A 13689-nucleotide genomic window follows, 5' to 3' on the forward strand; every position below is an offset into this window, starting at 1 on the left:
TGTCAGATGGCCACGCAGATTTCGAAGGCCGATTTCCGCGACGCCATGGCAAGGGTCTGCGCGCCGGTCAACATCGTCACGACAGATGGCCCGGCCGGGCGCGGCGGCTTCACCGCCACCGCCATGTGCAGTGTGTCGGACGAACCTCCGACACTGCTGGTGTGCATGAACGGACGCTCGGCGCAGGCGGCCATGTTCCTCGCCAACCGGCGCTTCTGCGTCAACGTGCTGACGCATGACCATATGCACCTGGCCGGCAAGTTCGCCGGCGCGACCAGGGACATGGAGGCACGCTATTCGGCGGCTCGCTGGCAAACGCTGGCCTCAGGCACGCCGGCGCTGTCCGATGCGATCGTCAATTTCGATTGCGAGATCGAGGATGTGCACATAGTCGGCACGCATAATGTCATGATCGGCCGCGTTATCGACGTCAGGCACGGCAGCGGCGGCTCGGCGCTGCTTTATGTCGACCGCAATTACACGCAGCCGACGCGGCTTGGCAGTTTTGGCGGCTGAGCGGGAGCAGTCAGTTCTCGCCGGCGATCAGGCTCTCCAGCAGATCGAGCAATTGCTCGAGCCTCTCATGTCCGAAGCGCTGTTCGATGTCGCGGTAGATGACGAGGCGTTCCGGCGACAAGGCATCGATAAGGGCGGAGCCCGCCGGGGCGATCGTCAGCACGACACGGCGGCCATCGCCTTCCGCCTTGTTGCGGGTGATGAATTTTCGGCCCTCGAGCGTCTTGATGATGCGTGTCAGGCTGGGCGGCAGCACCGAAGCGCGATCGGCAAGTTCCGTCGCCTCGACAGGGCCGGCCTCGCTCAGAACGCGCAGCACACGCCATTGCTGTTCGGTCACGTCATGCGCCGCCAGCATAGGGCGAAACCGCGCCATCACCACTTCGCGGGCATGGAGCAGCGCCATCGGCAGAGAACGACGGGTGTTTTCAGGCAGCAAGAAGCAGCGTCCCCAATGATGCGGGCGGTCGGCGGGACCGCACGCCAAAACCTGACCTTTCCATCCCGTATCGTCGCCTCAACTTGGATGCAAGGCTTGACTTCAGTGATGCTGCATGTAATTAACGCGTTAACTACAGCAGCGCAACAATCCGGGAGGCGAGACGCGGTGCCTCACTTTTCCATCGAGTATTCGGCCAACCTCGATGCCAAGGTCGACATGAGCGAATTGTGCGCGCTGGTGTTGCGCACCGTGCTCGGCACCGGGCTGTTTGAAACCGGCGCGGTGCGGGTGCGGGCCTTCCGTGCGGAAGCCTATGCCATCGCCGACAGCCTGCCGGAAAACGCTTTCCTCGACATGTCGTTTCGCATTGGAACCGGGCGCAGCGCCGAGGACAAGAAACGAACCGGGGAGGCGGTCTTCGCCGCGGTGAGCGAATACCTTGGCCCCCTGTTCGATACCCCGCATTTCGCTCTTTCCCTGGAGATCAGGGAGATCGACCCGGTACTGAGCTGGAAGAAAAACGCAATCCATCCGCGACTGCGCGGCAAGTGACGGAAGCTGATATGTCCGACCTCGAAGGCAATCTGAAAAAGGCCGAGGCCTATCTGGCCCGTTTCAAGCGCGACGGCGTGCTGAACCAGATCGGCGGCGAAGCGGTGCCGGCGGTGGATGGCTCGACCTTCGAGAGCATGTCGCCGGTCGATCTCAAGCCGCTGGCCAAGGTCGCGCGTGGCAGTGCCGCCGATATCGACCGCGCCGCCAAGGCGGCAAAGGCGGCGTTCCCGGCCTGGGCCGCCATGCCGGGCGACGGGCGCAAGAAGCTGCTGCACAAGATAGCCGATGCGATCGAAGCGCGCGCCGAGGAGATCGCCTTCGTCGAGTGCATGGACACCGGCCAGGCGCTGAAATTCATGGCCAAGGCCGCGCTGCGCGGCGCTGAGAATTTCCGCTTCTTCGCCGACCGCGCGCCGGAAGCGCGCGACGGCGAGACGCTGCGCACGACAGGCCAGGTCAACATCACCACGCGCGTGCCGATCGGCCCGGTCGGCATCATCACGCCGTGGAACACGCCGTTCATGCTGTCGACATGGAAGATCGCGCCGGCGCTGGCGGCAGGCTGCACCGTCGTCCACAAGCCGGCCGAATTTTCGCCGCTGACCGCTCGCATGCTGGTCGAGATCGCCGAGGAGGCCGGCCTGCCGAAAGGCGTGTGGAACCTGGTCAACGGCCTCGGCGAGCACGCCGGCAAGGCGCTGACCGAGCACCCTGACATCAAGGCGATCGGTTTTGTCGGTGAGAGCCGCACCGGCTCGATGATCATGAAACAGGGCGCCGATACGCTGAAGCGCGTGCATTTCGAACTGGGCGGGAAGAACCCGGTGATCGTCTTCGCCGACGCCGATCTCGAACGTGCGGCGGATGCGGCCGTGTTCATGATCTACTCGCTCAACGGCGAGCGCTGCACCTCATCGTCGCGGCTTCTGGTCGAAGCCTCGGTCTACGACACATTCACGGATCTGGTTGCGGAGAAGGCAAAGCGCATCAAGGTTGGCCATCCGCTCGATCCCAAAACGGTGGTTGGTCCGCTGATCCATCCGGTGCACGAGGAAAAGGTGCTTTCCTATATCGAGATCGGCAAATCGGAAGGCGCGGTGGTAGCCGCCGGCGGCGGCAAGTTCGCCGGTCCGGGCGGTGGCTGCTATGTCAGCCCAACGCTGTTTACCGGCGCCACCAACAGGATGCGCATTGCCCAGGAAGAGATTTTCGGGCCGGTGCTGACCGCCATTTCCTTCAAGGACGAGGCCGAAGCGCTGGCGCTGGCCAACGACACCCAATACGGCCTGACCGGCTATCTCTGGACGTCGGATGTTACCCGCGCCTTCCGCTTCACCGATGCGCTGGACGCCGGCATGATCTGGGTCAATTCGGAGAATGTGCGGCATTTGCCGACGCCGTTCGGCGGCGTCAAGAATTCCGGCATCGGCCGCGACGGCGGCGACCATTCCTTCGATTTCTACATGGAGACGAAGAACATCGCCTTCGCCACTTCAGCGCACACGATCCAGAAGCTCGGCGGCTGACCGGAGGACATCGCATGCCACTGCCCAAACCAAACCTCTATCCCGCCTTCAACATCGTGCGCCTCAGCCATGTCGAACTGGCGGTCACCGACCTTGCGAAATCCCGCGCCTTCTATGTCGACACGCTTGGCCTGCAGGTTACCGACGAGACATCGGACGCCATCTATCTAAGGGCCCTGGAAGAGCGCGGACACCACTGCATCGTGCTGAAGAAGGCCGGCAGCGCCGAAGCCCGCGATCTCGGCTTCAAGGTTTTTTCGGATGAGGATCTCGACAAGGCCGAGCATTTCTTCAAGGCAAAAGGCCTGCCGGTCGAGTGGGTCGAGCGACCGTACCAGTCGCGCACCTTCGGCACCCGCGACCCGCACGGCATTCCGCTCGAGTTCTTTGCCCAAATGGAAAGGCTGCCGCCGATTCATCAGAAATATGCGCTCTACAAGGGCGTGAAGCCGCTGCGCATCGACCACTTCAACTGCTTCTCGCCCAATGTCGACCAGTCCGTCGCCTTCTACAACGAGCTTGGCTTCCGCGTCACCGAATACACCGAGGATGCCAGTAGCGGAAAGCTGTGGGCGGCCTGGACGCACCGCAAGGGCGGCGTCCACGACATCGCCTTCACCAACGGTGTGGGTCCGCGCCTGCATCACGTCGCCTTCTGGGTGCCGACACCGCTCAACATCATCGACCTGCTCGATCTGATGGCGACGACGGGTTACCTCGCAAATATCGAGCGCGGCCCCGGCCGGCATGGCATTTCCAACGCCTTCTTCCTCTATGTCAGAGACCCGGACAATCACCGCATCGAGATCTACTGCTCGGACTACCAGACGGTCGATCCGGATCTGGAGCCGATCAAGTGGGACCTCAAGGACCCGCAGCGCCAGACGCTGTGGGGCGCGCCGGCGCCGAAAAGCTGGTTCGAGGAGGGCAGCACCTTTGCCGGCGCGGCCGCACGCCAACCGGATTTGACGGCGTCGCCGATCATCGCACCGTGACCACAGACGCGAACCTGACGGAGACCGGGATGACTGCACCTGGGCGGCTCGCCACCTTCACCGTCGGCGGCAAGACGCGCTATGGCGTGGTCACAGATAAGGGCGTCGTCGACCTGTCGGCGCGGCACAGCCAGTGGCCGACGCTGCGCGAAGTGATCGAGGCCGGCGTGCTACGGCGGCTGGCGGAAGAGGCCGAAGCCTACGCCGTCGATTTTCCAGTCGGCGCCATCGCTTATGAAATCCCTCTGCCGTCGCCGGAAAAGATCATCTGCGTCGGCGTCAACTACCCGGACCGCAACGAAGAGTACAAGGACGGCCAGGCCGCGCCTTCCAACCCGTCGCTGTTCATCCGCTTCCCCCGCTCCTTCGTCGGCCACGACGCGCCGCTGGTGCGGCCGCCGGAATCGCCGCAGCTGGACTATGAGGGCGAGATCGTCATCGTCATCGGCAAGGGTGGACGACGCATCGCCGAGAGGGATGCGCTTGACCATATCGCGGCACTATCCCTGTGCAACGAAGGCACCATTCGCGATTGGGTACGGCACGCCAAGTTCAACGTCACGCAGGGCAAGAATTTCGACCGCACCGGCTCGCTCGGTCCGTGGCTGGTGCCGTTCACCGACGAGGCGCAGATTGCCGACATCGCGCTGACCACCCGCGTCAATGGCGAATTGCGCCAGCAGGACCGCACCAGCCGGATGATCTTCTCGTTCCGCAAGATCATCGCCTATGTCTCCACCTTCACCACGCTGGTGCCAGGCGATATCATCGTCACCGGTACGCCGACCGGCGCCGGCGCCCGCTTCGACCCGCCGATCTGGCTGAAGCCGGGCGACGTGATCGAAGTCGAAGCCGACGGCATCGGCGTGCTCCGCAACGGGGTCGTCGACGAGGCAGCATCGTGACCCCCGAGCAAGTTGAAGATGCCGCGGCAAGGCTGTTCGAAGCCGAGCGTTCGCGCCGCCAGGTCCGTCTGCTCAGCCTCGATTTTCCCGACGCGACGATGGAGGATGCCTATCGCGTCCAGGCAGCGCTGGTGAAACGCAAGACCGATGCCGGGCTGACCCCGAAGGGCTGGAAGATCGGCCTGACATCGAAGGCGATGCAATATGCGCTCGCCATCGACACGCCGGATTCGGGCGTGCTGTTCGACGACATGTTCTTCAACGACGGCGCGACGATACCCGTCGGCCGCTTCATCCAGCCGCGCGTCGAGGCCGAGATAGCCTTCGTCCTGAAGGCGCCGCTGAAGGGTCCAGGCGTGACCATCTTCGACGTGCTCAACGCCACCGATTATATCACGCCGGCGCTCGAAATCCTCGACACGCGCATCGAACGCGTCAATGCCGAGACAAAGAAGGCGCGCACTTTCTTCGATACGATTTCCGACAACGCCGCCAATGCCGGCATTGTCATCGGCGGCCGGCCGCAACGACCCGATGAAGCCGATATGCGCTGGATCGGCGCCATCGTCTCGCGCAATGCGGAGGTCGAGGAGACCGGGCTTGGCGCCGGCGTGCTCAACCATCCCGCGATGGGCATTGCCTGGCTGGCGGACAGGCTCGCCCGCCACGGCATGTCCATCGCGGCCGGCGAGGTGGTGCTGTCCGGATCGTTCGTGCGCCCGGTCGAGGCGCGGCCCGGCGATACGATCGTCGCCGACTTCGGCAATTCGGGAACGGTCAGCATCCATTTCGCCAAGAGCTGATGGCTCTCATCGGCTCGTCAGTTGGGCTGTTCGCCGCGCAAGTAGTCAATCACCACATCGGCTGCGATGGTCGACATGCGCAGGCCGACATCCCTGGTGATGTCGCCTTCGACGCGGCTTTGCACCCAGCCAAGAAACGCGAAGGCACGCAAGGCGGCGAATAGAGGCAATGCGGCGATGTCCTGCGGGGTCAGCGCACGCTCTTGCTGGTAGCCGCCAAGCAAAGCGGTTTCGATCAGCGGGTAGATCGCCTCCTCGCGGTTCTGGTAGAGGGCGACGGCAAGGTCGTACATGTGCCAGCCATGGCCGCAATCGTCGAAGTCGATGATGCGTACGGCACGGTCATGGATGAGCACGTTTTCGCGCACCAGATCGGCGTGGATGATGCCGAAATTGCGCGCGCTGCGCTCATGTTCCGACAGCGCCTTCACTGCCTTCTCGCGCGCCTGCAGGACCAGCGCGCGGCGAGGACCATCGAGAAAGGGCGAGGTCTCGAACCGGCCCCAGACCGGGTTCGCACCGAAGAAGCCGTCGAAGTCCCAGGCATGGCGGGCGAAGCCCGCGGGCGGCGTCCAGTTGGCAGTGACATTGTGCATATGGGCGATGGTCCGCCCGATCGCCGTGAAGATCTGGACCGACTGGTCGGGCGTGTAGACCAGTGGCACGCCGCGTGCGCCCACGGCGCGGCCCTCCAGCCAGCTCAGGCAATCGGCCTGCCGGGGCTGCGCCGAGGTGGCCGTGCTGACAAGCACGAACGGATCGCCGGCCTGTGTTGCGACGCAAGACGGCGTGGCGACGCCGGCGGATTGCAGGAAGCCCATCCATTGCAGTTCCGAACGCAGCGCGGCGTCCGTGTGGTAGCCGAGCCGGTGGATGCGCATGGCTGCCGGCTGGCCATCCGGCAGCCGCACGCGGAAGACGGCGTTCTCGCGGTGCTTCAGAAGTTCCGGCTCAAAATTGCGGACGCCCCAATGTTCGAGCGCACGCCTGGCAAGCTCCGTGACATCGGCGGCCGTTTCGGGCTCGGATTGGGTGGAAACAGAATTCACGCCGGCACTCCGCCGACTTGGCCCAGCACCTCGTCCAGCAGGCCGATCAGGAACTCGGCATTGTCGCGCGAGAACGGCATGGGCGGGCGGATCTTGAGCACATTGCCGTGGATGCCGGTCTTGCCCATCAGCACGCCGCGATGGCGCATGCGATTGGCGACCTGCTCGGCAATGTCGGGCGCCGGTTCGCGCGTGTCGCGGTCGTGGACCAGCTCGGCGCCGAAGAACAGTCCGGCCCCCCTGACCTCGCCGATGCACTCATGCCGATCGGCCAGCGGGCGCAGCAGGCCAAGCGCATAGGCGCCGACGTCTTGCGCGTTGGCGACAAGGTTTTCCTGTTCGATGACGTCGAGGACGGCATTGGCGACTGCGCAGGAGACCGGGTTGCCGCCAAAGGTGTTGAAGTAGCGGAAAGCGTCGCGGAAGGTCGCCAGTATCTCCTTGGTGGTGACCACGGCCGCGATCGGATGGCCATTGCCCATCGGCTTGCCCATGGTGACGATGTCGGGGACGAAGCCGGCGCGCTGATGGCCCCAGAAATGGCTGCCGGTGCGGCCGAAGCCGGGCTGCACTTCGTCGGCGATGACCAGACCACCGGCTTCGCGCACGGCCCCCAAGGCGTCGTCGAAAAATCCGGTGGGCAGAGCCGGGAAACCTTCATTGGCGAGCAGCGGACACAAGATGATGCCAGACAGGCCAATGCCATCCTGTGCCAGCGAGGCGATCGCTTGACGCACGGCGTCGCCAAAGGCCTTGCCATTGGCCATCGCATCGGGATGGCGATAGCTGTCGGGGGCCGGCACCAGCCTGACATGGGGGGCGCGGCCGCGGATCGGAGGCATGCGCGTGCTGAGCTGCGAAACCGCCGCCGTGTTGCCATGATAGGTGGCGTCGGTGGCGATGATGCCCATATTGCCGGAGGCGGCCTGCGCCATGCGCAGCGCTATGTCGTTGGCCTCGCTGCCGGTACAGGTCAGGATTGCGGTGGCGAGGCTTGCATCGAAGGTCGCCGTCAGCCGCTCGACATAGTCGAGAATTGCGGTATGCAGATAGCGTGTGTGGGTGTTGAGCAGGCTTGCCTGACGGCACAAGGCCTCGACCACATGCGGGTGGCAATGGCCGACATGGGCGACGTTGTTGTAGGCATCGAGATACTTGCGGCCGTCGGCATCGTAGAGCCAGACGCCTTCGCCGCGCACCAGGTGCACGGGCTCGTCGTAGAACAATTGCGATTTCGCGCCGAGCAGGCGGGCACGCCGCTTGACGAGCGCTTCCTCGCTCGGGTTCTTCTCAGATTGGGTCATTGCGTACCAAACTCCATTGCGTCAGCGGGTCCATCAGGCCCTCGACAGACCTGCATCGATGGCCTCGCCGATCTTTGCCACGTCGGCGGCGCCGATGATCAGCGGCGGCGACAGGATGATGTTGTTGCCGGACACGCGCAGCATGACGCCGGCGTCATAAGTGGCTTCCGAAACCACGGCCATGGTCTTCTTGTCCACCGGCTTTTTCGTCGTGCGATCGGAGACCAGCTCTAGCGCAGCCATCAGGCCCTTGTACCTGATGTCGCCGACGATCGCGTGCTTGGCTTTTAGCCCCTCCAGCGTCGCCGCCAGCTCGATGCCGCGCGCGGCTGCATTCTCGTCCAGGCGAAGCCGTTTGGTCTCGGCAAGTGCAGCCAGCCCTGNCAGACGTGTGCTCTTCCGATCTTAGCCCGAGGTGATCGCCTTGGCGATGGTCATGAAATCCGGCTTCACGCCGGATAGCCGCGAACCCGACCAGGCGCCGGTGCGACCGAAGCCCGTGACCACCTCGTCGGCGATCAGCAGGATTTCGTGGCGGTCGCATATCTCGCGGACCAGCGGCATGAAGCTGTCATGCGGAACGATGACGCCTCCGGCGCCGAGAACCGGCTCCATGATGAAGGCGGCAATGGTGTCGCCGCCCTGGAAGGCGATCTCGTCCTCCAGCGCTTTGGCGCACAGTTTGGCCAGCCGCGCCGGATCGGTCTCGTCGAACGGATTGCGGAAGGTCCAGGGTGCGGGAATGTGGAAGACGCCGGGCATAAGCGGCTCATAGTTGCGGCGGAAATTGGCGTTGCCGTTGACCGACGCGCCGCCGAAATGTGTGCCGTGATAGCCCTTCTTCAGGGCAAGGAATTTTGTCCGGTCGCCCTGGCCGCGGATCTTCCAGTATTGGCGGGCGAGCCGCAGTGCGGTTTCGACCGAATCCGAGCCGCCCGAGGTGAAGAAGGTCCGCACCATGCCTTCCGGTTCGAACCATTCGCTGAGTTCGTAAGCGAGCTCGATCGACGGGCCGGTCGACGTGCCGCGAAACCCGGAATAGTAGGGCAGGGCGCTGAGCTGGTCGGCGATGGCCTTCTTGATGGGGTCGCAGGAGTAGCCGAGATTGACGTTCCACAGGCCGCCAACCGCATCGAGCACGGTGTTGCCGTCGATGTCTGTGACCATCACGCCTTCGCCTTTCATGATCACCTTTGGCGGGTTGGCCCGCATCTCGGCCGGGTGTGCCATCGGATGCCAGATCGGCTTGGCGTTTTTCTCGGTGAGGAAATTGATGTCGCGCATCGCAAGGCTCCGCAAATGTCTCAGGAGATGAGGTCGAAATGGCCGAGGGCCTCGGCATAGGAAAGTGCCGGCCGCGCGACGTCGAAATGAACCGTGCGCATGCCGGCGGCACGGCCGCCATCGACATTGCGCTGCTGGTCGTCAACGAACACACAGGCGCGGGCAGGCAGGCCAAGCGCCTCGGTCACCAAGGCATAGGCGCGCGGATCGGGCTTGAGGATGCGGGTATAGGTGGCGTCGACGATGGTGTCGAACAGCTTGAGCAGCGGCAGCCGCTGACGGAAGCCGGCGCCATAGAACAGATCTAGCTCGTTGGACAGGATCGCCAGGCGAAATCCCGCCGCATGCACGGTCCGGATGGCGCGGACGGCTTCGGGCCGCACGATCTTTTCCGGCTCGGCTCCGCGTGCGCGCTGGACGAATGTCTCCATCGCCTGCCAGTCCTCGCCGACGAGCCGGCCGACTTCGCTGGTGCGGGTGCGCCAATAATCGCGCTCGCTGATCTCGTCGGCCTGCATTGAGCGCCACAGCGGATCTGAATCCGGGTCGAACGGCCCGTACCATTGCAGCGTTCCCGGCGCGAGGCCGAGCGCCTGTTCGGTCAAGGCATGGGTCTCGAAAAGGGTCCGGGTGACGACGCCGCCGAAATCGAGGACGAGCGCCTGGGCAGGAACAGCGCTCACGCAGCCACTCCCTTGGCCGGCATGCCGCGCGGGATGATGCCTTCCTCGACCCAGCGGTCGAAGATTTCGAGCGCCTTGCCGACGAACTCGTCGCTGTTGATGTGGGCGTCGATCTCGTGGAACTCGACGCCGGCGGGAATGGCCTTGCGCATCTCATCGGTGAACGCCGCGAGGGCTTCGGGTTCGTACAGCGGCTCGCCCTGCGCATCCCATTCCTGGATGCCGCCGGAGGGCAGGATGAAAGCGGAGCGCCCCTTCGACGCACCGAGCTTGGCGGCGATGGTCCTGGCGACTTCACGGCGGTCGGCGGCATCGACGGTGATCGAGCCGATCAACCTGTTATGAGCATGGAATGGCCGTTGCGCGAACTTTGTCGGCAGCGCCTGCCAGGTCGGCAAATCGACCATGTCTACGGCGCCAGGGGCTGCGATCTGCGGAATGCCGCGGGCGCCGGCATTCTCGAGCCGGTCGGCGCCGGAGCTGACGACCGAGCCGGCAAGATGATTGGTGATCTCCTGCAGGCTGAAGTCGAACACCGCGCAGAAATGGTCCTGGCTGGCGATCGATTCGAAGGCCCGGCCGCCCATCCCGGTGGTGTGAAAGACCGCGACATCATAGCCGCGCTGCTCCAACGCCGGCTTCAGCGTCTTCATATAGCGCAGGCAACTGCTGCCCAGAGAAGTCATGCCGATGGTCGGCCCGACCGCCGTGGCGGAAGCACGGGATGCAAGCACGATCCTCGCCGCACCGACGACCGCGCCGCAGGCCTGGGAAAGGACCAGCTTGCAGATGGTGTTGAGGCCGTAGAGCCCGCCTGCCCACAGGATCATCATCAGGTCGGGCGCGACACGCTCGGGCGGAATGAGGTGCGAGTAGGCGATGGTCGAGACGACGAATTTCGGCACGCCGAGCGGCAGGCACAGCGCGACATCGAGCGCCAAATCGGTTCCCATCGAACCACCGATGGCGATGAAGGCGTCGATCTCGCCGCGCTGATGAAGCTGGCGCACCAGCTGAACGGCGCCGACGGCCATCAATGTCATGGCGGTGTTTTCATCGCCGCTCGAGACGATTTCGGCCATCGTCACGCCAGCGGCCCGCGCAACGGCATGCTTGTCGTGATCGGGACTATAGGCGGGGTCGCCCAGCACGCTGACATCCATCATCACGGCGCGGCCACCCGATGCCTCGATGCACGCTTTCATGAACAGCAGTTCGTCGGTCTTGGTGTCGCCCGTGCCGATGACCAGGATGCGGGGCGTTGCCATACTTACAGACATCAGGCCTGCCTCCTCAGGGTTTGCAGGTTTTCGCCATTGAGGCGCATCGAAATCTCCCGTGCCGCGGTCACAACCGCAAGCCCTCGTTCCACGATCGCAGCCGGTGTCGTCCTGGCCTTCGGGGCTGCCACCGCAATTGTCCCCAGCGCAAGTCCGTCGGCGGCGCGGATTGCAGCCGCGACGCCGATCACGCCGTCCTCATGGCCCTGGTCGCAGATCGAATAGCCGCGGTCGCGCGCCTCGCCGATCGACTTTGAAATGGCGGCCGGCTCGACGAGGGTATGATCGGTGAAGGCCTCAAGCGAACCTGTCAGGCATGCTTTCACGGTCGCGTTGTCGGCGAAGGCGAGATAGGCGATGCCGGAGGCGGTGGAATGCAGCGGCAGAAGCTGGCCGACATCGATGTTCACCCGGTTTGCCCAACTTGAATGCTCGACATGGACGGTGATCAGCCTGTCGACGCCGAATTCCGACAGATGCACCGTCTCGGTTGTCGAACCCGCCAAATCCTGCGCCACGGGAATTGCCGTTTGCAGGAACGGGAAGCAGGCTTCGCGGATACGCGCCAGCCGCGACAGGCCGGCGCCGAGGCGATAGTGCCGCGTGCCGGCATCCTGCTCGACGAAGCCATGGCCGCCCAGCGCCANGACGTGTGCTCTTCCGATCTGAAATCGCCTTGCCGACCGTACCCATCCAGCCTCCCGCTCGGATAGAAACTTAATGTGTGAATTAACTTGACAGGCATCCGCATTCTTTGCAAGTCTATATTCAAAATAAGGGTTCAAATAATGAACCGATGGCATTCAGGGAGCAGGCCGAGCGGCCGCGAACCCACGGGTTCGTAAAACTGGAGGGACAAATGTCAGCAGTTTCGGAACAGGCGCCCGCCAACAGGCTGCGCAAGAACAGTCTTGGCGTCGGCGCTATCACCTTCATGGTGATTTCGGCGGCGGCGCCGCTCACCGCGGTCGCCGGCGGCACGCCGCTCGGCATGCTTATGGGCAATGGGGCGGGCTTTGCCGGAACCTATCTTATCGTGACCGTGTTGCTGCTGCTGTTTGCGGTCGGCTACGTCGCCATGTCGCGCCATGTCGGCAATGCCGGCGCCTTCTATGCCTATGCCGCGCGCGGGCTCGGCGGTTTTGCCGGCGGCGCAACCGCAATCATCGCGATCCTGTCCTACAACGCCATGCAGATCGGGGTCATGGGCCTGCTGGGGGCCGCGACCGCCGGCCTGTTCGCCGGCTGGGGCATCGACCTGCCCTGGTGGGTGTGGAGCTTCATCGCCGTTGCCATCGTCGCGGTGTTGGGCTACCGCCAGGTCGACCTCTCGGCCAAGATCCTGACGGTGCTGGTGCTGTGCGAATACATCGTGGTGCTGGTGTTAGACCTCGCCATCCTCAAGACCGGTGGCGACAGCGGCCTCTCGGCGGCGCCGTTCAGCTGGAGCCAGATCGTCAGCGGCTCGCCCGCCATCGCCATCCTGTTCTGTTTCGCCGCCTTCATCGGTTTCGAGGCGACGACGATCTACGCCGAGGAAGCCCGCGACCCCAAGGTGACCATTCCGCGCGCCACCTATTTCTCCGTGCTGCTGATCGGCGTCTTCTACATGGTCACGGCCTGGCTGATGGCGGTCGGCGCCGGCGTCGACAAATTGTTGCCGGCACTGCAGGCGCTTCAGGATCCGACGACTTTCCTGTTCGGCCTGTCCGACCGCTACGCCGGAACCATGCTGTCGCACGCCATGGGCATCCTGTTCGTGTCGAGCCTGTTTGCCGGCGTGCTGGCGTTCCACAACGCGGTTGCCCGCTACATCTACGTCTCGGGCCGCGAGAAGCTGTTGCCTGAAGCGATCGGCGTGACGCATTCAGTGCACCAGAGCCCGCATGTCGCTTCCGTCATCCAGAGCGTGTTGGCAGCGATCGTCATCGGACTGTTCGCGATACTCGGCCTCGATCCGGTTCTGGCGCTGTTTTCCTGGCTGACCAATGTCGCGACGCTGGGAGTCATCGTCATGATGGCGGTGGCCTCGCTCGCCGTGGTGATGTACTTCCGCGCCAACCCGTCGACGCAGGAGAATGCGCTGAAGACCACCATCCTGCCTGGGCTGGCCTTCATCGCTTTCGTCGTCATCATCTACCTGATCGTCATTAATTTCGGTGGCCTGTCGGGCGCCAGCGGCTTCCTCGGCGCGTTGCTGCCGGGGTTGGTGCTGATTGCCGCGGTGGTCGGCCTGCTGCTTGCCGGTGCGTTGAAGAGCCGGGATCCGGTTGCCTTCGAAAATCTCGGCGTGCCGCTGAAGGACTAGGACAAAGGACAAGGGGGTAGCGCGTTCGGCGCCGCCCCT

General features: G+C 64.1%; 13 protein-coding genes and 1 pseudogene. 7 read left to right on the forward strand and 7 right to left on the reverse strand.

The window, feature by feature from the left end; translation table 11 throughout:
• The first annotated feature begins 6 nt into the window (after nucleotides 1-6).
• Nucleotides 7-516, forward strand: coding sequence for a flavin reductase (locus X756_RS157265; protein WP_023729173.1), 510 nt, complete (start codon nucleotides 7-9; stop codon nucleotides 514-516).
• A 10-nt stretch (nucleotides 517-526) separates the two neighbouring features.
• Here X756_RS157265 and hpaR read toward each other — a convergent pair whose 3' ends face one another.
• Entirely contained in the window at nucleotides 527-922 is a 396-nt protein-coding gene (gene hpaR / locus X756_RS157260; protein ID WP_023695202.1) for a homoprotocatechuate degradation operon regulator HpaR, read from the reverse strand.
• 201 nt (nucleotides 923-1123) lie between these two features.
• Here hpaR and X756_RS157255 point away from each other — a divergent pair, with 201 nt between their 5' ends.
• From X756_RS157255 to hpaH, 5 genes are read left to right on the forward strand one after another with little or no spacing between them, the layout of a single operon-like run.
• The gene (locus tag X756_RS157255) at nucleotides 1124-1510 is read left to right on the forward strand and encodes a 5-carboxymethyl-2-hydroxymuconate Delta-isomerase (protein ID WP_023667827.1); all 387 of its coding nucleotides are present in this window, start codon (nucleotides 1124-1126) and stop codon (nucleotides 1508-1510) included.
• An 11-nt stretch (nucleotides 1511-1521) separates the two neighbouring features.
• On the forward strand, nucleotides 1522-3039 hold the full coding sequence (gene hpaE / locus X756_RS157250) for a 5-carboxymethyl-2-hydroxymuconate semialdehyde dehydrogenase (RefSeq protein ID WP_023729174.1): 1518 nt from the start codon (nucleotides 1522-1524) through the stop codon (nucleotides 3037-3039).
• A 14-nt stretch (nucleotides 3040-3053) separates the two neighbouring features.
• On the forward strand, nucleotides 3054-4034 hold the full coding sequence (gene hpaD, locus X756_RS157245; RefSeq protein WP_023729175.1) for a 3,4-dihydroxyphenylacetate 2,3-dioxygenase: 981 nt from the start codon (nucleotides 3054-3056) through the stop codon (nucleotides 4032-4034).
• 29 nt (nucleotides 4035-4063) lie between these two features.
• Nucleotides 4064-4939: a fumarylacetoacetate hydrolase family protein gene (locus X756_RS157240; RefSeq protein WP_023704726.1), complete on the forward strand. Its 876-nt coding sequence runs from the start codon at nucleotides 4064-4066 to the stop codon at nucleotides 4937-4939.
• Nucleotides 4933-5742, forward strand: coding sequence for a 2-oxo-hept-4-ene-1,7-dioate hydratase (gene hpaH, locus X756_RS0133855; protein WP_031237999.1), 810 nt, complete (start codon nucleotides 4933-4935; stop codon nucleotides 5740-5742). The genes X756_RS157240 and hpaH overlap by 7 nt, the downstream gene beginning before the upstream one ends.
• Nucleotides 5743-5759: 17 nt before the next feature.
• On the opposite strand, the gene X756_RS157235 is transcribed toward hpaH, so the two are convergent.
• From X756_RS157235 to X756_RS1000000169745, 6 genes and pseudogenes are all read right to left on the reverse strand, one after another.
• On the reverse strand, nucleotides 5760-6791 hold the full coding sequence (locus X756_RS157235) for a phosphotransferase (protein WP_023729176.1): 1032 nt from the start codon (nucleotides 6789-6791) through the stop codon (nucleotides 5760-5762).
• Nucleotides 6788-8095, reverse strand: a complete 1308-nt coding sequence (locus X756_RS157230) for an aminotransferase class III-fold pyridoxal phosphate-dependent enzyme (protein ID WP_023729177.1) — start codon at nucleotides 8093-8095, stop codon at nucleotides 6788-6790. The genes X756_RS157235 and X756_RS157230 overlap by 4 nt, the downstream gene beginning before the upstream one ends.
• 33 nt (nucleotides 8096-8128) lie before the next feature.
• Nucleotides 8129-9379, reverse strand: a pseudogene (locus tag X756_RS01000000165315) (aminotransferase class III-fold pyridoxal phosphate-dependent enzyme).
• Between the two features lie 20 nt (nucleotides 9380-9399).
• Nucleotides 9400-10062 carry an HAD-IA family hydrolase gene (locus X756_RS157225; protein WP_023729178.1) on the reverse strand — a complete coding sequence of 221 codons (663 nt, stop codon included), beginning with the start codon at nucleotides 10060-10062 and terminating at the stop codon, nucleotides 9400-9402.
• Nucleotides 10059-11342 (reverse strand): Tm-1-like ATP-binding domain-containing protein, encoded by a 1284-nt coding sequence (locus X756_RS157220; protein ID WP_023729179.1) that lies wholly within the window; start codon nucleotides 11340-11342, stop codon nucleotides 10059-10061. Before X756_RS157220 ends, X756_RS157225 begins: the two co-directional genes overlap by 4 nt.
• Nucleotides 11342-11848 (reverse strand): IclR family transcriptional regulator C-terminal domain-containing protein, encoded by a 507-nt coding sequence (locus X756_RS1000000169745; RefSeq protein ID WP_245264460.1) that lies wholly within the window; start codon nucleotides 11846-11848, stop codon nucleotides 11342-11344. Before X756_RS1000000169745 ends, X756_RS157220 begins: the two co-directional genes overlap by 1 nt.
• Nucleotides 11849-12201: 353 nt before the next feature.
• Here X756_RS1000000169745 and X756_RS157210 point away from each other — a divergent pair, with 353 nt between their 5' ends.
• Nucleotides 12202-13650 (forward strand): APC family permease, encoded by a 1449-nt coding sequence (locus X756_RS157210; RefSeq protein ID WP_023726270.1) that lies wholly within the window; start codon nucleotides 12202-12204, stop codon nucleotides 13648-13650.
• The last annotated feature ends 39 nt before the right edge of the window (nucleotides 13651-13689 follow it).

It is taken from the genome of Mesorhizobium sp. LNJC405B00, assembly GCF_000502615.1.
Classification (GTDB): Bacteria; Pseudomonadota; Alphaproteobacteria; order Rhizobiales; family Rhizobiaceae; genus Mesorhizobium.

Bases quoted from the DNA above. Each gene is read 5' to 3' on its own strand.
- X756_RS157230 (WP_023729177.1), bottom strand. From the start codon at position 8,095: ATGACCCAATCTGAGAAGAACCCGAGCGAGGAAGCGCTCGTCAAGCGG.
- X756_RS157265 (WP_023729173.1), top strand. From the start codon at position 7: ATGGCCACGCAGATTTCGAAGGCCGATTTCCGCGACGCCATGGCAAGG.
- X756_RS157240 (WP_023704726.1), top strand. From the start codon at position 4,064: ATGACTGCACCTGGGCGGCTCGCCACCTTCACCGTCGGCGGCAAGACG.
- X756_RS157210 (WP_023726270.1), top strand. From the start codon at position 12,202: ATGTCAGCAGTTTCGGAACAGGCGCCCGCCAACAGGCTGCGCAAGAAC.
- hpaE (WP_023729174.1), top strand. From the start codon at position 1,522: ATGTCCGACCTCGAAGGCAATCTGAAAAAGGCCGAGGCCTATCTGGCC.
- hpaR (WP_023695202.1), bottom strand. From the start codon at position 922: ATGGCGCTGCTCCATGCCCGCGAAGTGGTGATGGCGCGGTTTCGCCCT.
- X756_RS157220 (WP_023729179.1), bottom strand. From the start codon at position 11,342: ATGTCTGTAAGTATGGCAACGCCCCGCATCCTGGTCATCGGCACGGGC.
- hpaD (WP_023729175.1), top strand. From the start codon at position 3,054: ATGCCACTGCCCAAACCAAACCTCTATCCCGCCTTCAACATCGTGCGC.